The 20,906-nt window shown below is 35.0% G+C and carries 22 protein-coding genes; 11 read left to right on the top strand and 11 right to left on the bottom strand.

Annotation, left to right across the window (positions count from 1 at the left end; all coding sequences use genetic code 11):
• Positions 1–1,696 (bottom strand): DNA topoisomerase VI subunit B (gene top6B / locus IJQ68_RS07270; RefSeq protein WP_292798714.1); only part of this gene is annotated, 1,696 nt, incomplete at its 3' end.
• 290 nt (positions 1,697–1,986) lie between these two features.
• Positions 1,987–2,607, bottom strand: a complete 621-nt coding sequence (locus tag IJQ68_RS07275; protein ID WP_292798716.1) for a KH domain-containing protein — start codon at positions 2,605–2,607, stop codon at positions 1,987–1,989.
• Between the two features lie 138 nt (positions 2,608–2,745).
• Between IJQ68_RS07275 and IJQ68_RS07280 the strand changes: the two genes are divergently transcribed.
• From IJQ68_RS07280 to IJQ68_RS07295, 4 genes are all read left to right on the top strand, one after another.
• A complete protein-coding gene (locus IJQ68_RS07280) occupies positions 2,746–3,735 on the top strand; it encodes an ATP phosphoribosyltransferase (protein WP_292798718.1) in 990 nt (329 codons plus the stop codon).
• Between the two features lie 157 nt (positions 3,736–3,892).
• A complete protein-coding gene (locus IJQ68_RS07285; RefSeq protein ID WP_292798720.1) occupies positions 3,893–4,186 on the top strand; it encodes a nucleotidyltransferase family protein in 294 nt (97 codons plus the stop codon).
• Positions 4,176–4,511: a DUF86 domain-containing protein gene (locus IJQ68_RS07290; protein WP_292798722.1), complete on the top strand. Its 336-nt coding sequence runs from the start codon at positions 4,176–4,178 to the stop codon at positions 4,509–4,511. Before IJQ68_RS07285 ends, IJQ68_RS07290 begins: the two co-directional genes overlap by 11 nt.
• A 24-nt stretch (positions 4,512–4,535) precedes the next feature.
• On the top strand, positions 4,536–5,279 hold the full coding sequence (locus IJQ68_RS07295; RefSeq protein WP_292798724.1) for a hypothetical protein: 744 nt from the start codon (positions 4,536–4,538) through the stop codon (positions 5,277–5,279).
• A gap of 16 nt (positions 5,280–5,295) precedes the next feature.
• Here the strand turns inward: IJQ68_RS07295 and IJQ68_RS07300 are convergent, their stop codons facing one another.
• Complete coding sequence (locus tag IJQ68_RS07300) at positions 5,296–6,069, bottom strand: serine protein kinase RIO (protein WP_292798726.1); 774 nt, start codon at positions 6,067–6,069, stop codon at positions 5,296–5,298.
• 30 nt (positions 6,070–6,099) lie between these two features.
• A complete protein-coding gene (gene eif1A, locus IJQ68_RS07305) occupies positions 6,100–6,402 on the bottom strand; it encodes a translation initiation factor eIF-1A (RefSeq protein WP_149731155.1) in 303 nt (100 codons plus the stop codon).
• Between the two features lie 110 nt (positions 6,403–6,512).
• Here eif1A and glp point away from each other — a divergent pair, with 110 nt between their 5' ends.
• The 3 genes from glp to IJQ68_RS07320 are packed head-to-tail and all read left to right on the top strand — an operon-like array spanning position 6,513 to position 8,482.
• A complete protein-coding gene (gene glp, locus IJQ68_RS07310; protein WP_292798729.1) occupies positions 6,513–7,736 on the top strand; it encodes a gephyrin-like molybdotransferase Glp in 1,224 nt (407 codons plus the stop codon).
• A 26-nt stretch (positions 7,737–7,762) separates the two neighbouring features.
• On the top strand, positions 7,763–8,224 hold the full coding sequence (locus IJQ68_RS07315; RefSeq protein WP_292798731.1) for a GyrI-like domain-containing protein: 462 nt from the start codon (positions 7,763–7,765) through the stop codon (positions 8,222–8,224).
• 9 nt (positions 8,225–8,233) lie between these two features.
• The gene (locus tag IJQ68_RS07320) at positions 8,234–8,482 is read left to right on the top strand and encodes a hypothetical protein (RefSeq protein ID WP_292798733.1); all 249 of its coding nucleotides are present in this window, start codon (positions 8,234–8,236) and stop codon (positions 8,480–8,482) included.
• Here IJQ68_RS07320 and IJQ68_RS07325 read toward each other — a convergent pair.
• The 4 genes from IJQ68_RS07325 to hypD are packed head-to-tail and all read right to left on the bottom strand — an operon-like array spanning position 8,479 to position 11,973.
• On the bottom strand, positions 8,479–8,895 hold the full coding sequence (locus IJQ68_RS07325; RefSeq protein WP_292798735.1) for an SseB family protein: 417 nt from the start codon (positions 8,893–8,895) through the stop codon (positions 8,479–8,481). The genes IJQ68_RS07320 and IJQ68_RS07325 overlap by 4 nt on opposite strands.
• A gap of 8 nt (positions 8,896–8,903) precedes the next feature.
• A complete protein-coding gene (locus tag IJQ68_RS07330) occupies positions 8,904–10,211 on the bottom strand; it encodes a TldD/PmbA family protein (RefSeq protein WP_292798737.1) in 1,308 nt (435 codons plus the stop codon).
• Position 10,212: 1 nt separating this feature from the next.
• Positions 10,213–10,923 (bottom strand): phosphoglycolate phosphatase, encoded by a 711-nt coding sequence (locus tag IJQ68_RS07335; RefSeq protein ID WP_292798739.1) that lies wholly within the window; start codon positions 10,921–10,923, stop codon positions 10,213–10,215.
• Between the two features lie 3 nt (positions 10,924–10,926).
• Positions 10,927–11,973 carry a hydrogenase formation protein HypD gene (hypD, locus tag IJQ68_RS07340; protein WP_292798741.1) on the bottom strand — a complete coding sequence of 349 codons (1,047 nt, stop codon included), beginning with the start codon at positions 11,971–11,973 and terminating at the stop codon, positions 10,927–10,929.
• 86 nt (positions 11,974–12,059) lie between these two features.
• Between hypD and IJQ68_RS07345 the strand changes: the two genes are divergently transcribed.
• Genes IJQ68_RS07345 through IJQ68_RS07355 form a run of 3 tightly spaced genes read left to right on the top strand, consistent with a single transcriptional unit; the run spans position 12,060 to position 15,530 of the window.
• The gene (locus IJQ68_RS07345) at positions 12,060–13,718 is read left to right on the top strand and encodes a cytidylyltransferase domain-containing protein (RefSeq protein WP_292798743.1); all 1,659 of its coding nucleotides are present in this window, start codon (positions 12,060–12,062) and stop codon (positions 13,716–13,718) included.
• 17 nt (positions 13,719–13,735) lie between these two features.
• Positions 13,736–14,779: an N-acetylneuraminate synthase family protein gene (locus tag IJQ68_RS07350; protein WP_292798745.1), complete on the top strand. Its 1,044-nt coding sequence runs from the start codon at positions 13,736–13,738 to the stop codon at positions 14,777–14,779.
• 49 nt (positions 14,780–14,828) lie between these two features.
• The gene (locus tag IJQ68_RS07355; protein ID WP_292798747.1) at positions 14,829–15,530 is read left to right on the top strand and encodes a tetratricopeptide repeat protein; all 702 of its coding nucleotides are present in this window, start codon (positions 14,829–14,831) and stop codon (positions 15,528–15,530) included.
• 42 nt (positions 15,531–15,572) lie between these two features.
• Here IJQ68_RS07355 and IJQ68_RS07360 read toward each other — a convergent pair whose 3' ends face one another.
• The 3 genes from IJQ68_RS07360 to IJQ68_RS07370 all read right to left on the bottom strand — a co-directional run bounded on the left by IJQ68_RS07360 (position 15,573) and on the right by IJQ68_RS07370 (position 19,651).
• A complete protein-coding gene (locus tag IJQ68_RS07360; protein WP_292798749.1) occupies positions 15,573–17,093 on the bottom strand; it encodes an NERD domain-containing protein in 1,521 nt (506 codons plus the stop codon).
• A 146-nt stretch (positions 17,094–17,239) separates the two neighbouring features.
• Positions 17,240–18,799, bottom strand: coding sequence for a glycosyltransferase family 39 protein (locus tag IJQ68_RS07365; RefSeq protein WP_292798751.1), 1,560 nt, complete (start codon positions 18,797–18,799; stop codon positions 17,240–17,242).
• Positions 18,800–18,808: 9 nt separating this feature from the next.
• Positions 18,809–19,651 (bottom strand): UbiA family prenyltransferase, encoded by an 843-nt coding sequence (locus IJQ68_RS07370; protein ID WP_292798753.1) that lies wholly within the window; start codon positions 19,649–19,651, stop codon positions 18,809–18,811.
• Positions 19,652–19,768: 117 nt separating this feature from the next.
• Between IJQ68_RS07370 and IJQ68_RS07375 the strand changes: the two genes are divergently transcribed.
• Entirely contained in the window at positions 19,769–20,863 is a 1,095-nt protein-coding gene (locus IJQ68_RS07375; RefSeq protein ID WP_292798755.1) for an inositol-3-phosphate synthase, read from the top strand.
• Positions 20,864–20,906 lie beyond the last annotated feature (43 nt).

A 20,906-nucleotide genomic window follows, 5' to 3' on the forward strand; every position in this document is an offset into this window, starting at 1 on the left:
CTTCATCCTCTTCATCTTCGTCTTCATCGAAGTTGAGATTACTATGTTCTTCATCCACTGCATATCCGTGCTCATCAAGCTCTTCCATGATGATTGCATCAAGTTCTTCTTCTTCCTCTTCTTCTTCAACTTTTTCACCGAGCAGTTCGGCAAGAGCTCTTTTGGTTACCTTAGCGAGGACTTCCTGATACTCAGGCACTCCGGTTTCACCAAGTTTTGCAGCTTCTTCGATAATAACAGGAACGTATTCTTCAAATACTTTGGAACGTTTTTCTTTTTCTTTAGCTGCTCTTTTAGCTCTGATGTGTTTTTGAAGCTGACGAGCCAGTTTCATGGTTGCCTGTCTGATTTCCTGAACGATTTCAGGTTCCGGTGAAACACTCTGTTTACCTGTTGACAGGTAAGGAACCTGGGTTGAAATAATGTTAACAAATAAAGTTAATGGGGTATTGTCCAGGTCTTTAAGACCGTAACGTTTCCAGTCAATGCTTTTTAAAGCTTCTGTAATAGCACAGCTTCCTGCATCGAAAGTCAGTGGAACTCTGTTAGCGAATCTCATGATTTCGGATTTTCTCTGTTCGTTAACTCTTCTACCGGAATCTCCTCCGTAAGCAAGACCTGCTTCAATAATGAAGGATACACCTCCTGCGTAGGTAACAGGTTTTCTTGTGATTGTTGTTACGAATTCAGGCTTGAGGATTTGTTTCATACCTTTTTCAATCTGTTCTGATCCGATTGGTATGAGTCCGTCGGTTGGAGGTGCCATGAATTTCATTTTCTTGAAGCAGTGAACGATAGCTTCAGCTTCAGGGAATGTCATGTCCTTAGGACGTTTGTTCATGTCAATTCCGGTCATTTCAGCTATTTCGTCAGCCCTTTTGTTGGACATCCTTGACATTGAAGATGTAAGCATGCTTTTATATCTTCTTTTGTCGGTGTTTTTAGCCATTGTCATTAAGTCGTCTGCGCTTACACCTTTAGGGTGTGGCAATACTTCTTTTGGCTGTACAGGAACAACATCTGCTGCTCTTTTAAAGATGTATTTGTGTCCTGTAGGGTCTCTGAATGTGATTCTGGCATGAGGGTTTCCGATCATTGTTCTTCTGATGTATTCGAAAGCACCCTGTTCCGCCATGGAGTATGAAACTTCCTTGAACTGCAGTTCGATGCACACACCGGTCGCTTCTGCAGGATAGTCTTCCCTTTCCATTAGGATACCTGTGTTGTTTTCCACATCCATCTGGAACTTCATTTTAACTCCTTTGATTTCATCTCCATCCTTGTAGCATGAAATTACTCGGGCAGGTTTACCTGTAGTCATCTGTGATAATAATACACAACCACTACAACCTAAACCCTGCTGTCCTCTGGACTGGATGTTTCTGAATTTGGATCCTGCAAACATTGTACAGTATACCTGCATAACGTAATCCTCAGGGATTCCAGGTCCGTTATCCTTGTGTCTTAATATGTAGTGTTCTTTATCAACACGTTTCAATTCAATATCTATGTCAGGTAATATTCCAGCTTCTTCGGCTGCGTCAAAACTGTTTGTAATCAGTTCGTGAAAAACAATAGTTAATGAACGGATTTTACCTGTAAAACCTAACATCTGCTTATTTTTACGAAAGAACTGTGATGGTGTTAAGCGTTGAAAGTCTTCATCCCAATCTAGTCCTACTTGTTGTTGAGCCAAATTGTTTTCCTCCTTAAATTTATATAATAAAATTATTTATTTAATAGATATATAAAACGAACCCGAGAGCATTTGAACAGTAATATTTTTACAGTACACTATCTGTGTCGTTGATAAATATGCATTAAATTAATAATAAAAATTGTAGAAAATATAGTTTTTGCACTATGTTACCTATATATGTTGGTTGAAGTATATAATAGTTTGCTATTCCTATCGATAATTTTTCAATTTGGAATCATTATTTTAATGGTGAGGTAAAAAAAATTAAATCAGTAACATGTAAAATGTTACTGAAGTGTTTCTTCGTCAAACTCAATTCCGTCCTTGAACTCAATCTTGTCATCATGAATTCCGACAAGATCCTTGAACTCCTTGAGCTTGAGTGTTTCTTTCTTGTTTTCCAAAAATCCGTAAACGGACTTGTGTCTGGAACCGTTAAGAAGCATTTCAACAGCTTCTTTTGCAACCATAACATTGTCCATTTCACCAATAATGGAAACGGTTTTGCCATAAACGGCCATATCGACTTCGGCCAGTTCAGTGATAAGTTCACGTGTTTTGCCGTTTTTACCTATGATTCTGCCTTTATATCTTGCGAGAGCCTTTTTGGATTTGCCCACATACAACGGCAATTTCATAATCTCAAGATAAATGTCATCATGAATCAGTTTTTTGGCAATTTCCGGATTAAAACCACGTGCGATAGCTTTCACGATATGATTGGCGTTCCAAACACCTAAAGGATCTTCCATATCCTCACGGGGAGTGATATAAACAGTCCCATCATCACTATCAATATCAAGTATTGTGCCGGTCAATTTTTCAATGGATTTCTTAACTTCTCCATTAGGGCCGATTAAGGCACCGACTCTGTTTTGAGGTATTTTTAAATAATCTGTTTCAGGCATTTTTATCACCTTCGTTAGTTAATTATTTGTAAAAAATTCTATTTATAATCTTTTACTTGCTGGTGGCTTATATAATTTGGCATTTCGATAATTAATTTAATATATTTTAAAAATTATACTAGTTATCTAGGTATTAACATGAATGATAAAATAATATTAGGTCTTCCGAAAGGAAGTTTGAATAATGTAAAAAGAGGAAATACTCATCAGCTCTTTGTAGATGCCGGTTATGAAGTTAAAGGATATGAACCTGGCGATGAGTCTTATGAAATAGAAATCTTAAATGATGAAGATATCGTAGCTTTTCTCACCCGTCCCCAATCCACTCCTGTGGAACTGAACAGGGGAATGGTCGACATAGCTATTGTCGGTGAGGACTGGATTAAGGAAGAATCCGTTTTAAGAAAAACAAACACCATCAAGCTCGGTGATTTGGACTATGGAAAAACCCGTCTTATTGTAGCACTTCCTAAAGAATCACCTTACGACAACTTATCAGACTTTTTCAGAGCAAACAAAGATAGGAAAACTCCAATATTATGTTTCACTGAATATCCAAACCTGACCAGAAAATTCTTCATGGAAAACGAAGCTTATCAGGAAATCTATGGTGATTCCGTGCCGTTCGTACAGGTCAGAGGTCTGACCGATGGGGACAATGAAATGGTACAGGTCATCAATTCAGACGGTGCTACAGAAGTATACATTGCAAAAGGTGCTGACTTGATTGTGGACAATACCCAAACCGGAAGCAGCCTAAGAAAAGCAGGCCTAAAAGAAATCGAAACAATTCTTCACTCATCAGCAGGACTTTATGCAAGTGAAAAATGCAGCGAAGAAAAGCTTGAAAAGGCTAAAATGATTTATGAGCAATTGTTAGGTGCAATAACTGCAAAAGCATATTTTGATGTAAAATTCAACATTGCAAACAATAAAATCGAAGAGGTTTCCAATTATCTGATTGAAAATAGGCTTTGTGCTGATGAACCTACTTTAACTCCGGGATCTGACTTTTCACAAATCAATGTTTTAATTCCAAAATCAAAATTCCCTGAAATGGTTGACGCCATCAAAGGATTTGATGCAACTTCCATCATCAGAAATGACTTAAAACAGTTAATCAATTAAACTCTTGAGGTTATTCCTCAGGATTTTCTTTTTTTAGAATTAGAATGGCTATTTTTATAATAACATTATTTAATTAATTTTACTAATTTTATCTTTGATAAAAAAATATTTATTTTATATGAACCATAGTTTTAATTAGATTTTTCTAGGTGTTTATATGATATTAACAATTGAAGAAATCACAAAAAGAACAACTCCAATAGCTATTAAACATGGTGTAAATAGACTATGTCTTTTCGGATCTTATGCCAGAAATGAAGCAAGAGATGGTAGTGATTTGGATTTTATCATGGATGATGGCGATGTGACTTCTTTAATTAAATATATGTCATTCGTCCAGGATCTGGAAGAAGAATTTAAATGCCATGTTGATTTAGTTTCAGCATGTAGCTATAATAAAAGTTTTTTAAATAAAATTAAAAAAGATGTGGTTATAATTTATGAACGCTAAAGATGAAAAAAATATTAAATGTATCATCCATTATTGTGAAGCAACTGCAAGTGACATAGAATATTTTGGAGATGACTTTAATGAATACTTAGAAAACGACCATTACCAAAGAGCATGTGCATTTAACATCATTCAAATTGGAGAATATATTGGCAGATTATCCGATGAATTCAAAGACCAATATCCAAATATTGCATGGAATAGCCTAAAAGCAATGAGGAATATTCATGCTCATGATTATGAAAGTGTAATTGAACATTTGGTTTGGAATACTATGAAAACAGAACTTCCGGAACTAAAAGAGTTTTTAGAAAGTTTATTTTGAATTAATTTATAGGTATTTGGGATAATGTCAGAAGCAGTTCCGATATATTGTAAAAATTGTGGTTATACTACATTCTTGGAAGAGGATACTGTATTTATAGTATCAAAATCTAAATTACATGAGCTTTCAATTTCTTTATTTAAAATCATAATGAATGAGGAAGATATAAGAATATGGGGATTCATCTTTTATAGTTTTTGTTCAAATTGTAATAAACCATTGAAGGTTTATTTGATTTTGGGTCGTGACAATAATAATGATATTATTAATGTAATATATAATAATTTGATTAATAAACAGTGCAATGATAAAAAATATTATTTGGGGGATATTGAAACAAGATTCCAACTTGTTGAAAAAAATAAATTCGTTGAACTAATTGATACTAATCCAAGATATTTTAACTCTATTTGGGAAATGGATAAGTTTTATTATGATGACTTTGAATCAAAAGAAGAAGCAATTAGTCATGTGCAGAATATAATTAAAAATCTTATTAATAATTATAAGGAAGATTATATAGAATATGCGTATTTTGTTGATACAATTACAGAAGAAGATAAACTTAAAATTTTAGAATTTAAGAATTATACTCATATTTATTTTGCATCTGAAGATAGTGATATATTAAGAAATGAACATTTTGAAAAAGTAATTAAATGCCCTATTTGTGAGAATAAAATTAAATTAAATTCATTAGATAAAAAGAAATGCCCTAAATGTAATGAAAAATTATATCGTGTTTTTGATGGTGAACCGATAGAATAATTAATGTGATTAATTATTAAAACTTAGGATTAACATATTCCCAAACTTCTTCGAAACTAGTTTTCACACCCAATCTTGTATATTCATTAACTAAGGTGTTAATGTCCCTTTCAAGCAGTTCTTTTGAAATTGGATTGTCAAGAACCACTGACTGGGATACATCAATTATCACAGGATTTTCATCCTTATTTAATATGTTGTAGTTGGATAAATCTCCATGAACCAGTTTGGCATCATTTACGAATTTTTTAAGTTCAACAAGCAGTTTGTTCCAGAATTCATCTGGATTTTCAGGGTTCCGGTTCTTAACTGGCTGTGCAGGATTTCCGTTTTCATCTCCAATAAACTCAATCAGCAACACATTATTTGAACTTGTGTAAGGTTCGGGGACATTGACTCCAGCATCATAGAGTCTTTTAAGGTTTTTATACTCCTTGGTAACCCAGGAATAGATGATTTTACGTTTATTTTTAGTTTTCACGTTAAATCTCGGATCCCCATTAAGATAGTAGTTCATCTTTTTAAAATCAGAAGTAGCTATCCTGTAAATTTTAACAGCTACAAATTTTTCATCCTTATTTATGCCTGTAAGCACATTGGCTTCCTTGCCTGTACTTATGGCTCCGTTTAAAACATCAATGTATCCCTGATTAGCTATTTTATACAGAGTCTCCAAAGTCAGTTTATCAAAAATCTCGTTACCAACTTTCCTATCTTCACTGTCTTTTTTTCTTTTCTGTGAATGAAGTTTTTGGTGTTTTGCGTCTGCTTTAGCTACTTTAGGATCCATTAAAATCAGTAAAAAAAGTGAATGGTGTGGTTACATTTTTAAGTAACCTTTTCTTTCAAGCCAGTTGGATTCTGTTTTGGTGTATCTCCAAATTACGTCTCCTTTTTCATCGGATTGGAAATCCCATGGTTTTACAAGGATAACGTCTCCTTCACGAATCCAAATACGTTTTTTCATTTTTCCCGGAATTCTGGTCATTCTGATGTGTCCGTCTGCGCATCGGACTTTCAGTTTACCGTGGCCCATGATTTGTTCAACTACTCCAGGAATTTCTCCCTTTTTAGGTGTTCTAACTCTTCTGTACTCTTGTTGATTATTATTAGGTTTAGACAAATACTCTCCTCCAAAATTTTAAGATAACTTATCACAATTTATATAAATTATTTATATATTTATAAATATACTATATATTAATTTATTGATTTTACAAAAATGGTGTTGAAATGGGAACTGAATTTTTAAAAATAAAAGAGTGCGATGAAGCACAGGACATTATTCAAGATTTGTTTGACAAATACTGCAGGCCGGAAAGCGAAGAGATTAACTGCGAAGACGCTTACGGCAGAGTGCTGTTCAATGACGTTTACAGCAGAATGGATTTTCCTCCTTTTGACAAGGCTTTAAAGGACGGTTTTGCAGTTTTATCCGAGGACACTTATGGTGCCAGCGAAGAGACTCCAAACACTCTGGATGTCATTGATTTTCTTGAAGCAGGTTCAATTACAGATAAGCATGTTGAAAAAGGAAAATGTATTGAAATCAGTACCGGAGCAGCAGTGCCTGAAGGGGCAGATGCTGTTGTAATGGTGGAATACTGCGAAAAATTCGACGACAAGGTCAATCTCTTTACAAGCGCAACACCTTCTCAGGATATCGCTAAAAAAGGCTCAGACATCGAAGAAGGCAAATTAATCCTTAAAAAAGGTGATGTCTTAACTCCTGGTAAGATTGGAGTATTGTTGTCACAGGGATTTAAAACCATTGAAGTTTACAAAAAGCCTACTGTCGGAGTCATATCATCCGGAAATGAAATCACCATGCAGGGCGAGGAATTGCCATTCGGTAAAATCTATGACGTTAACGGAAACATGATTAAAAACGATGCAATTTCCTGCGGTGCGGATGCAAGATTTTTAGGTGTTGTCCGTGATAACTACGACCAGGTAAAGGAAAAGATTCAGGAATCATTGGATGATGTGGATATCTTATTATGTTCCGGAGGAACTTCCGCAGGTCTTGGAGACATCATAAAGCACGTTATGGATGAATTGGGTGAAGTTCACATTCACGGAATTTCAGTTCAGCCGGGAAAACCGACAATTGTAGGTGTAATCAATGAAAAACTAATCATAGGTCTTCCGGGAAATCCTGTTTCAGCATTAATGATATTCAATGCATTTGTAGCACCACCATTGACCAAAGTTGCCGGAATTGAAAAGGAATTTGAGCAAAAAATAGTCAAAGGAGTCATGACAAGAAGAATCCACTCTCCTGTAGGACGTATGCAATACCAATTGGTGAAAGTAAACGGCAGTGATGTACAGCCGATATTCAAGGATTCAGGAGCTATATTTTCCCTATCAAGTGCCGACGGTTATGTAAAAGTAGAAAAATCAGTAGAACTCTTAGATGAAGGAGAGGAAGTAGAAGTTTATTTATTCAATTGAAATAAAATAATAATTAAGGTGTAAGTATGGAACATGAAATCAAAATTATTCCAGATCAAAAATTAGCGGTCATTAATTACAAAGGTCCAATCGAAGATTTAGACATTTTAGTCTCTAAACTCATGGGCTGGACAGAAGCAGAAGAAGTTCAAGTTGAAGGCGAACCTTTCATTGTCTATTACTCACCAAGACATGAAGTAAATGAAGGTGATGCGGTTTATGATGTAGGAATCGTTCTAAAAGAAGATGCCGATGAAAAGGACATTATCCGTGTCGTTGACATGGTTGAACATAAAATGTTGACAGGTATCCATGAAGGACCAATCGAAAACATTATGGACACATATCAGAAACTGGTTGACGTTTCCCAAAAAAACAACTATGATATCATCGGATCTCCAAAAGAAATACTAATAAAAAGCTTCCACAACTGTGACAATGAAAATGAATTTATTACAGAAATTCAATTGCCTATTATTGAAATGTAAGGTGATAAAATGTCAGAAAAAGATTTTGATGTAGATAAGGAAATTGAAAGGCTTTCTAGAAAAACAAATGTCAACATATTGAGAACAGAAAAATCTTTTGATAATAGAATCAGTCAGCTTGAAAAAGACATTGATAAGGTAATCAAATCAAAAGAAAAGTTTTTTGATGATTCTAAAGAATTAACATCCAAGCATGCCACTTCCAGTTATACTGACAATGCTTTGGAAAGATATAAGAAAAAGTTAAATAAAATTTAATCTTTTTCTTTTTCAAACAATTTTAAAAATGAATCCATCGGTATTTCAACACTATATTCGCTGAATGGATTGATAACCACACCATTTATATTTTCAGGATTATCGTCAATCATATCTGCCAGACTTGAAGTTTGAATGTCAATTGCAGATGTGTGGCCGTGAACCTCATCGTCATCAGTGTATAATGGAATGAATATGTCTCCGGCATCATTTGCAATTTTTAAAGGCTTGAAGCGCAATCCATCTTCAAATTGGATTGTATCCCCGACAGTAACGTCATCAAAATTAAGGTCTGTTGTTATCTCTATGGGCATAATCAGCTGAGCATTCATGATTTCTTCAATCAATGCGTCATTGTCCTCTTGTGTAACTTCACTCGGATGTATTTCAAGTAATTCTTTGATGTTATTCATATTAATCCCTACAATCCAATCACTTTCAGGTCATGAACAAGCAGTTTTGGAATGATGAATGGTCCTTTTTGCTTTATTTCGGATTTAAGACCATCACATTTTTTCATAAGCTCATATATGTTTCCGGAAATCATTGCCTTTTTAACTCCATCGCAGATTTCTCCATTTTCAATAGTGAATGCGTTGTTGGCCTCTACTGAAAAGTCACCTGAAATCGGATTTGCAGTATGTGCTCCCAAAACACTTGTGGTTAGAACTCCGCTGTCGATTTCATCCAATGCAACCTCATTTTTAAAGTTAAAGACCAGATTTGATGGGGAAATGCCCGGAGTTGATAAATAAGATCCTCTATAACCGTTTGAAGTGGTTTTACAACCTGCCTTATTTGCAGTGTAAATGTCATATATGAATGATTTTAAGACACCGTCTTCAACCAGTGCTGTTTTTTGTGAAGCGGTTCCTTCACCGTCTGCTTTGCAGGTTCCCATAGCTCCTTCAAGCAATGGGTCATCTGTAATGGATAGGTTTGAGTCAGTAATTTCTTCACCAACCTTATCGTGAAGAACAGATCTTCCCCTTAAAACATTTTCTCCGATAAATCCTTGAATGAATGTTGAAAGAAGTCCTGATGCAGCATAATAATCCAAAACAACATCACAGTCTTTAGTCTCAATAGATTTAGGATTGAGTGAGTCATGAGCCAGCTGGCAGACGTTATCAGTCAATTGTTCATATTCCAAATCCAGTTTTCTTGATGATACGTAGTCATATGCAGTTGCAAATTGCCCGTCCTTTTCAATATTAACGGATAATCCGCCGCTGAATCCAGTGCCTTCATCGTAAATGGACACTCCATTGGAATTCATTATTAAATCTGATTCTTTCATTGCAGAAAATCCTGTGGATGTTATTTCACAGTAATTTTCCTTTGACCTTGCAATGATATTTTCTAAAAATTCACAGCATTCGTCAAGACTTAAATCATCATAGCTTTTATCATATGTTCCTTTAACTTCCTTAACGTCTCCAGCAGCTGCAAATTCATAATTTTCATCAACTTTATTTAGTTTTGCATTGTCAAGGGCTTTCTGTGCGGTTTCGGAAATCTTATCCAAATCTGAAGTGTAAGCAAAACCCATTTTGTTGTCTTTAAGAATGCGGATTCCAACTCCACTTTCGATTTCTTCTTTGGCGAAATTTAAAATGTCTCTTTTGGATTCAACTTCAATGCATTCGCTGCTGGCTATATAAATTTCCCAATCGTCGGATAGTTTTTCAACTTCCTTAACGCATTTATCGGCAATTTCGTATATCATTTTATTCCTCCAATGCAAATTTAGTGATAGCTTCTGCAACGCCGTCTCCGAAATTGTTTTCACAGACATATGTGCTGATTTTTTTCAGTGAGTCATCGGCATTTCCGACAGCTATTTTGACGCCTGCTTCTTTTAGGAATTCCTCATCGTTTTCGCTGTCACCAATGGCCATCACGTTTTCCATATTGATTCCATTCTGTTCACATAATCTTCTGAGTGAACTTCCCTTATTCACTCTTTTGTCGGTAACATGAAGCGCAAAGCCACTGTCGTAGATTTCCAGTTCATCTACATGTTCATAATCCTTTAAAGCATCTTCAATCATTTCTTTTTTAATTGTTTTGTAAAATACGATTTCAGTTGCACGGTAGTTATTGTCATGTGAAGCATTTTTAGCGTATTCATCACCAAGTTTCTCTTTCAGGTGCTTGTCTGCATTTTCGATATACTCCCTGTTCACAAGTATCTCAACGGCATTGTCATTATAGCCTTCCTTGAAAATCATTCCTCCGTTTTCAGCTACAAGTCCTCCGCTGCAGCCAATCAGAACTTCTGCTGCATATGCGTAATTGACAACGTTTCCTGTAACGATTATTGTTGGAATGCCTTTATCTTCAGCAGCCCTAAGGGATTCGATTGCTGAGATGCATATTTTTCTTGTATCGTCAGTTATAGTCCCGTCAATATCAACAGCTATTGCTTCTATTTTCATGATTTAACCTCTTGAATATCTGTGTGCTATGTTACAGGTTCCTTCTTTACTTACCATACATGCTCCGATAGGGTGAAGCGGATTGCATTCGTTTCTAAATAATTTACAGTCTTCAGGTCTTTTAAGGCCTCTTAAGATTGGTCCGCAGATACATCCTTTCGGTGCTTCCTTAACATCCTTAACTTCGATATCGTATTTTTCACGGGCATTGAATTCTGCAAATTCGTCCTTTATCTCCAGGACTGAATTAGGTATTTTAGGAAATCCTCTCCATTCTCTGCTTGCAACGTCAAAGACATCATCAATCATTTTTGTTGCAATTTCATTTCCTTCCTCTTTAACTGCTCTTGCATATTCATTATCAATTTTTGGTGTTTCATTATGAATCTGTCTTAAAATCATATAAACTGACATTAAAATGTCTAATGGGTTAAATCCGGCAACAGCCTGTGGAATACCAAAATCTGTGGAAAAATATTCGAAAGGTCTGGTTCCGATGATTGTACAAACGTGTCCCGGTTGAATCAGTGCGTTCAGGCTGGTCTGACCGGAATTGATTAAAAAGTCAATTGCCGGAGGTATCAGTCTGTGGCAGGACAATACTGAGAAGTTTTCAGGAGGTGTTGAAAGCAGTTCTGCTGCTGTGGTCGGTGCGGTTGTTTCAAAACCGGCCGCCATAAATACCACATCATTATCTTCTTTTTCAGCTATTTCAATTGCTTTATTTATTCCATAAACAATTCTAACATCTCCACCTTCAGCTTTTGCATCTGCAAGTGATCCGTTTGAACCCGGAACTCTTAACATGTCTCCAAAGGTTGTGATTGTCACTCCTTTTTCAACCAGTTCCAAACATTCGTCTATCTCACGAGAAGGGACAACACAAACAGGACATCCTGGACCTGCAACAATTTCCACTTCGTCAGGCAGCAGGCTTCTGATTCCATTTTCCATGATTGTATGTTCGTGTGAACCGCAGACGTGCATTATCTTAACGGGTGTTGCTAAATCGTTAATTCTATCTAATAATTCTTTTGACATATTTTTCATTTTAACACCAAAGATTTAATATTATATTATATTAATATTAATTATAGGATATTAATTAAATTTTTTATATTAACTTTGTGATTCGTATGTTTAACAACAATAAAATTTTGGTAGTTATTCCGGCAAGGGGAGGTTCAAAAGGAATTCCGCGCAAAAACATTCGTTTGCTTGCTGACAGGCCTTTGGTTTCCTATGCTATTGATATAGCCAAATCCTCTCAATATGTTGATGATGTCGTTGTATCTACCGAAGACTCAGAAATTTCAATTATTGCAGAAAAATTTGGAGCAAGCATAATTAGGCGCTCTCCAGATTTGGCGGGAGATAGAATCCCGATTGACCCGGTTGTTTTTGATGCAACAGTTCAAAAAGAAAAACAGGCTTTCGATGAATATGATATTGTAATTACCCTGCAGCCGACTTCTCCTCTCCTGAAAGTGGAAACGCTCGATAGAGCCATACAACAGTTTGAGAGTTTTGATGTCGACACTGTCATTTCTGTTGTGGAAGATAAGCACTTGCGATGGGGTTTCAACGAAGAGAGCAATCGCTTTTTCCCGTTATATTCTGAAAGGGTCAATGACCAATATCTTCCAAGGGAATTTAAGGAAACCGGAAGTATTTTCGCTACAAGACGTGGATTTTTAACCCCTAACTCAAGATTAGGTAATAATGTCCGGTTAATCGAGCTTTCAGGTGAAGAAAGTTTGAGCATTGAAACTCATGAGGACTGGTGGATTGCTGAACATTATATTAATAAGAAAAAAATGGCTATTGTTGTTAAGCCCCAAGATGAAATGGATTCTAATCACATTTACAGAAGCCTTTCCCTGGCGTCAAAGCTGTTCATCGATGACTTCATGTTCTTAATCGATGAAAATTATGAGTTGGGCATAAACACTGTTGAAAAGTTCAAGCACCCATTCAAGTTATTCGACGGTAAAGACGAATTATTTAAATTATTAAAAGAATATCATCCTCAAATTGTTATCAATGATATACTCGACACCACAAAAGAGTATGTTGCTCACTTAAAAGAGTCTGGATATTTTGTAGTTAATTTTGAGGACATAGGCATGGGCTCAGAAGATGCTGATGTTGTGTTCGATGCATTGTACGAGCATGACGGAGGATTTGGAAATATATTCTCAGGATCAAAATATTATATTTTAAAAGACGAATTCTACTTTTTACCTTCCAAAATTGTCGGTCCTGAAGTGAATAATGTGCTGATTACATTTGAAGGTAGTGATGAGGCTAATCTCACTGAAAAGGTATTGGATTCAGTTCTGGCAACAGGATATGCCGGAAGAATAAACGTGGTTTTAGAAAACAGATTCTCTTATAAATCAGAGCTTATTGAAAAATATGAATTGACCAACAATGTTCAGATATATTCTGACGTAAATAATGTCGGGGACTTTATGTTAAAAGCAGATATTGTAATTACTTCTGCCGGAAGAACGATGTATGAGGTCTGCTGTATAGGAACTCCATGTATCTGTATCTGTCAAAACGGACGTGAACAGACTCATGCATTCGGAAGTCACAATAACGGATTTATCAATATGGGTCTTGCAGATACGTTGTCTGATGAGGATATTGCTAACCAGTTCAAAATCGTATGGCAGGATTTTGAATTAAGACAGAATATGAGCAATCTGATGAAAAAGGTTGATTTGAAACATGGTTATGAAAATATCCGTTCTGTTGTGGAAGAGAGATATTGGACCCGTGAATTTTAAAGAAAATAGGTGAAATTATGAAGATTTTTCACAAAAATCCATATTTGATAGCGGATATCGGTGTAAACTATTATGATATCGCTGAAAAAGAAGAACTGTCACTGATGGATGCTGCCAAACTGATGATTCTGGAAGCTAAAAAGTGCGGAATAGATGCGGTGAAATTCCAGTCATATAAAACAGAAAACATCGTTTCTAAAAAAGTCCAAAATTTGGATGATGAATATCTGGCTTCACTCTTTGATTTGTTTAAAAAATATGATGAGTTCGGACATGATGAATTTCGCCAATTGGCTGATTACTGTAATGAAATTGGCATAAAATTCTTATCAACACCTCTCGATACAGAATCTGCAGATTATCTTGATGAGTTTATGGATATCTATCCTTTATCATCCTCCGACTTAACGAATATTCCTTTTATTCAGTATATTGCAGGAAAGAACAAACCAATTCTATTGTCCACAGGTGGCGCAACATTAAATGAGGTAAAACATGCTGTCAGAGCTATTGAAGATGTATCAACAGTTGACATTGCAATAATGCACAGCATATTATCATTTCCAACAAATTATCAGGATGCCAATCTGGCAATGATTAAGGATTTGGCTCAAAATTTTCCAGATTATGAAATAGGCTATTCTGACCACACAATATCTGACTCAAACATGTTTGTATTAACAACAGCATACAATTATGGTGCAGTTGTCATTGAAAAACATTTCACTCTAGACAAATCCCTTCCGGGGGATGACCACATTCATTCAATGGATCCGGAAGACGTAATGACTTTCAAAACAAACATCGGATTTTTATCTCAAATCAGAGGTATGAAAAACAAACAGCCGTTAATTTACGAATCATCCACACGCCGTGCTGAAAGACGCTCAATAGTTCTTACAAAATCAATTAAAAAAGGAGATGTAATTTCCAGAGACATTTTAGCATTCAAAAGGCCGGGAATTGGAATATCTCCCGATAAATTGGATGAAGTCGTTGGAAAAACGGCTTTGGTAGACATCGAAGAGGACACTCTAATTGATTTTGATATGTTTGAATAAGAGTAACATTTATTAATAACTTGTGTTTAATTAATAATTGGTGTTGTCTATGAAATTTTGTTACGAATGTGGATATAAATTAGAAGGATTTGAAAAATTCTGTCCCGAATGCGGAAAAGAATTCAAAAGTCCTGAAGACACAGAACATTTTCTAGAATCAATTTTCAACCAGTTCATAAGTGATGTAGATAGAATAAAAAAGGAAACTATCCAAATGTTTGATGAACTCGATGTTGAAGATGCATTGGATGATTTTTCTAAAAACTCCAAAAAAGCTTTGAATAGAGATATCATCTATATTAACAGAGCCCGAAGTAAACTGGAAAACTCCGGTGATAACCAAAGAGTCATCTATCTGTGTAATAAGGCGTTGCTTGTTGATGAACTTAATTGGGAAGCATATTATCTGAAAGGAAGAGCATTATTTAATTTGGAAAGATATGATGAAGCTATTGAAGAGTTAATTAACTGTTTGGCTTTAAATGAAGATTATGTTGATGCCAGATTATATATCGCTAAAGCATATAATTCAAAAGGAGATATTGGATATGCGCTTAAGGTATATGATTCCGTATTAAACATTGATGAAAAGAACTTTGAAGCTTTATGCGGAAAAGCACTGATATTTTTCGATCAGAAAGATTATTTCGAAGCTGAAAAATACTTCAGCAAAGCGAATAACTTCTCAGTACTGCCTAAGGATTACAGGTATAAATGGGATGTATGTTCTAAAAAACTTAAAGAAGAGTAAATCTTCTTTTTATCTATTTTTAAATTAAAAAAAGAATTAAAATTAAAATTCTGAAGAACAATCTGCAGAATATTTGCTTAAAAGCACTGCACATTTATCAATGGTTTCAGAATTTAATTTAATTGTACTGGTCTGAATTGTATTTAATAATTCGTCAATAAATAAGTCTTCGTCAGTCAAAGGCATATTTATGACAACAACCTCATTATTAATGAAACCTACCAATGGTTCAACAAAACAGTTTCTGATATTGTTTTCATTGAGGAAATTAATCAAATCTTCTCCTAGAGTCAATGCTTTTTGTTTAATAGCATTGTCCTGTGAGAATTTAGCCTGTTTTGTAGTGTATTTGAAGAGTTTTTGATTTCCCACATTTGTGATTTCAAATCTCTCCTGGTCTTTTTCGGCTGATTTAATTAATTCTATATTCTCATTTTCAGAATTTAATCTATTTTTAGGATTATACTTTTGAGAAAGGAGTGCATAGATTCCTGTAGGTCCAACAACAACGTGGTTAATTCCAACAGGTGAAGTTGGGGTTTTGACATTATAGAAAACATAATAGTCTTCAGGTAAACTTAACAAGTGTTCTCTGATGATTCTTGTTCTGATAGTAGTTTCTTGAGTATCTCTTGTTCTATAAAGTCCATAAGCTATAATGACTATTCCTATCAATAAAGCTGCAAGCCCTATTCCACTATTGACAAATACAACTTCAATTATACTTAAAACAAATATTACAACACCTGCAATGATGACATATTGGTCTGTATTTAAATTTTTGATATCAAAATCAGGACCGTCATCATTTAGCTTGTCTGTTGAAACGATTCCGTCTCCAGGTTCTTTGATTGAAATTTTATCTAAAATTCCATCGAGTCTGCCTTTCGTTTCCTTTTCAGGAGTTTGATAATATACTTTCATTCCTTTGAAGAATTCGTCTTTAAGGAATTCTTTCAGGATATTATAATCATTAGTTTTTGGAAGGGCAAATTCTTTACCGAATTTTGATAAGACCGGTTCCGGAATAGTGGTCCTAGCTGTTCTAGTATTATTTTCAACTTGCATTCTTTCTTCTTCAAGCTCTTCTTCTGCAATTTTTTGCATCTGATCTTCTGAGAAGAAATTTTCAAGCTTATCAGTAATGGATTTTATGGAGCGTGCGTTATCTTCTGCTTGCTCTTCAATTTCTGGAGTTTCACTTTGATTTTTTCTAATTTCCGCAAGTTCTTTTTTTCTCTCATCAATGTATTGATCCAATTCTTTATTCATTTCTGAGTCAAGATATCTTAAAGAACCTCCGCAGCTGTCACATTCATAGTCAAGTATATTGTCGCTGGCTTTTATTTTATATTTCAATCCGCAATCTTCACATTGAACAATCTGCGAATTATCATATTTTATTGAGCTTAAAATACCTGAGCTGGAGGATGATTGGCTATTAGAATAATCTTCTAAAAGTTCTAAGTCTCCTGCACATGAAGAACATTCGAATGATGAAATATCGTCATTATCATCGAGTTGGTATTTGGCACCACAGTTCTTACAACATACAACTTTCATAAATATCCTCTTTAAATTGCCTTTATGGTATTATTTATGATGGGTTTTTATTATTAAATATATTCATTTATATGAATTTTCACTTCCATAATAAACATTTAAAAATTCAGTAATTTTAAAAATAAATATGTGATTTGGATTCTAATTCATCCTGTTCGTTTATATAAATATAAGTCTTCAATCTGAGTGATTTCAGTATAATTTGTCAGGTTTTCCTGCTTTACATTCGATATATAATAGGTAACATTGCTGTCTATTATTTCCTGGGTAAATGAGTTCGGAATTCCTATGACGTTGTTGCCCAGATACCAGAAATACGGCCGTATATTGTAAACACCAATCTTTAAATCACTCCAGTTGTCTGCATCAGCTTTGATATAGTCACTAATCTCTTCGGGAGCATTGAACGCATTCGTATCCTCAAATGTGTATGTAAATGCAAATCCCTGAATTAGAAAGAGGACAATCAAAATCACCGGCAGTATCTGCTTTTTGCCAATCTTTTTATTAATTTCTTCCACTCCCACCATCAGGAAGTATATCAATGGCGGAAATGTAGGCATAATGTATCTGTTGACCTTAATCACGTAATAAGACTGGAATATCAGGTATGCCAATATCCAGCATATCATTGCATATCCCATTTTGCTTTCACTGTCTTTTCCAATCAGAAACAGTCCGAAAAATACCAGTATTATCGTTATTGTTGAACTGAACATTGAAAATGTTAGAAGAGCTATTAGGCATAATATGATTCCAATAATTTTTTCACGATTTAAGTCTAATTCGTTTTTCCTTACCCATAAAAGCGCTCCAACAGCTAAAATTAAAAATACCAATCCGGATAATACAGTAGGATTACTCAGTGCTGGGGTCTTGGCGACGAATGTGGTATTCGCTGAGGAAATAAAATTGGGCATGTTCACAAGATAATATGTGAAATCAGGATTATATGAGCTGTCGTGTGTGGATCCGAGATTTCCTCCAACACCACTTACAAACAAGCTTCCGAAACCCAGATTACCGTTTCCCATAATCAGGATGACTGCCACAATAATCAAAAATAAAATGACTCCTATAATCAGTCCTTTTTTAATGAATTCATATTCCTCAGTTTTGATTTTCAATGAATTTTCATACAGATAATAAAGCACAAGCGCAGGCAAAATCAATCCGACGGTGTATCTTGTGAAAAATCCCACAACAAGCAATGGGAATACATAAACGTAGTATTTCGGATTATTTTTTATGGCCAATATGGTCAAATAAACAATCCAGATGCTGATGCTTACTGCAGGAATATCCAGGCTTCCGTTAGCCAGCCATGTCAGGTTGAGTGCAAGGGTTGTATAAACGACAGTTCCTGTAAAACTCAATAACTTGTCAAATCTTAATCTTAAAAGCAAATATAACCCAATATTTCCCATTATGGCCAGTATTCCTGTGACTATATAGATTGAAATCCTGTCAACGAGACCTATGTCGAATAATAGTGATGTTAAAAAGCAGATTATTGGAGATAAGAATATGTTGTTTGTCGCATGGATGTTGGTTCCTGCAAAATACTGTGCATTCAGCAGGTAAACGTAGACGTCAGAGCAGTAAATGCCCAGATCCATATTAAAACTGATATAATAAATTACTAAGGCCAAGCTTATCAATGTAATTAATGCCAGTTCCTTTTTGTCTTCAATATTAAAGTTCATTCAAATCACTTAAAATGAGCCTATTGCAAATGAAACAAATGCAATCAGCATTCCGATTTTCAGATATTTTGATGTTTTTGATGCGGTTTGCGTATCCTGATTTCTTATTATTAATATTGCGGAATAAACAAACAGTATCACTGCAATCGCTATGATAATCAGGTAATATATGTTGAATACATGCTGAATGTATAATAATGGACATAATGCGCAGTCTAGAATAATCAGAACAAAGGTTATTATTGCAGACAGCCTTTCTCCGTAAAGAATAGGAAATGTCCTTGCACCTTCTGCCTTGTCTCCTTCGATGTCTTCAATATCCTTTGTTATCTCACGGGCGGTTGTCATGACAAAGGCAAAGAATCCTAAAAATGTTGAAGTCATTATCATCTGTTCTGTTCCGATGGAAAATCCTCCGAATGTGAAACATAATCCGGTCATGAATCCAACTGTTAAATTGCCGATTAATGGGGTTGATTTCAGTTTATATGCATATAGATAAAGGATAACGTCTGCAATCAATACTATTATGAATGGAATCCAGTTGTTTGTCAGATAACTTATCAGGAATCCGCATATTGTTCCTCCCAAAAACAGTAAATATGCGTAGTTTCTGGCTGTTTTAAGGCCAATTCTTCCTGATGGTATTGGTCTTGAGGGCTTATTGATTAAATCGATTTTATAATCAAAATAATCATTTATCACATTTCCAGCACTGATTTCAAAAAATACTGCTAATATTGCAAGTATTATCGGTATGGAAATCGTATGACCCACAATTGCTACAAGCACAATAGCAATCATTGCCATCACAACATTTCCTGGCCTAAGTATTTCTATGTATGGATTCATTTCATTTTCCCCATTAATATTTACATTAATCAATAATTATATAAACTATGTTAAGTAATACATATATTAGTATATTATTTATTTAATTTATATTATTACTTTTTAGCTGGTGTTAAATTGAACAAGATTAAAATAGCAATAGTCGGTATAGGTAACTGTGCAAGTTCACTTATTCAAGGAATTCACTATTATGATGGAAAAAACCCAGAAGATGCAATCGGTTTGATGCACTGGGAAATCGGCGGTTACAAACCTAGCGATATTGAAGTTGTGGCTGCTTTTGATGTTGATAAAAGAAAAGTAGGAAAAACAATTGATGAAGCAATCTTTGCAAAACCAAACTGTACAACTGTTTTCCAGGAAGATATTCCTAAATATGATGCTAAAGTAAGCATGGGTCATGTTTTGGATGGTGTTGCAGAACACATGTCCAATTATGATGATGAATTTACTTTTGTCGTCAGCGATGAAGAGCCTGTTGACGTTGTGGAAGTTTTAAAAGAAAGCGGTGCTGAAATTCTTGTAAACTATTTGCCTGTAGGATCAGAAAAGGCTGCAAGATACTATGCACAATGCGCTCTTGATGCGGGAGTGGCTTATGTTAATTGTATGCCTGTATTTATTGTAAGTGATGATGAATGGGATGCTAAATTTAGAGAAAAAGGAATTCCTATTGTAGGTGACGATATCAAAGCTCAAATTGGTGCAACTATCACTCACAGAACACTAGCTAGTTTATTTATGGATAGGGGAGTAAAATTGGACAAAACCTATCAAATTAATACTGGTGGTAATACTGATTTCTTAAATATGCTTAATAGGGACAGATTAGACTCTAAAAAAGAATCCAAAACTGAAGCGGTTCAGTCTGTTCTTAAAGAAAGAATGGATGATAGGGATATCCATATCGGACCTAGTGACTATGTCCCTTGGCAAAATGATAATAAACTATGTTTCCTCAGAATGGAAGGACGTACCTTTGGTGATGTTCCAATGAACATCGAACTCAGATTAAGTGTTGAAGATTCACCTAACTCTGCAGGCTGTGTAATTGACGCAGTAAGGTGCTGTAAAATCGGTTTAGAAAGAGGTGTCGGTGGTCAATTAACTTCTATTTCTTCTTACACCATGAAACACCCTCCAATCCAATATACTGATGACGAAGCATATGACAATGTTGAAAAATTCATTTCTGGCGATTTAGAAAGATAATTTTTCAATTTTCTTATTTTTTTATTTTTTTGCAAATTTATTA

The sequence above is a fragment of the Methanobrevibacter sp. genome (assembly GCF_017447225.1).
Taxonomy (GTDB): Archaea; Methanobacteriota; Methanobacteria; order Methanobacteriales; family Methanobacteriaceae; genus Methanocatella.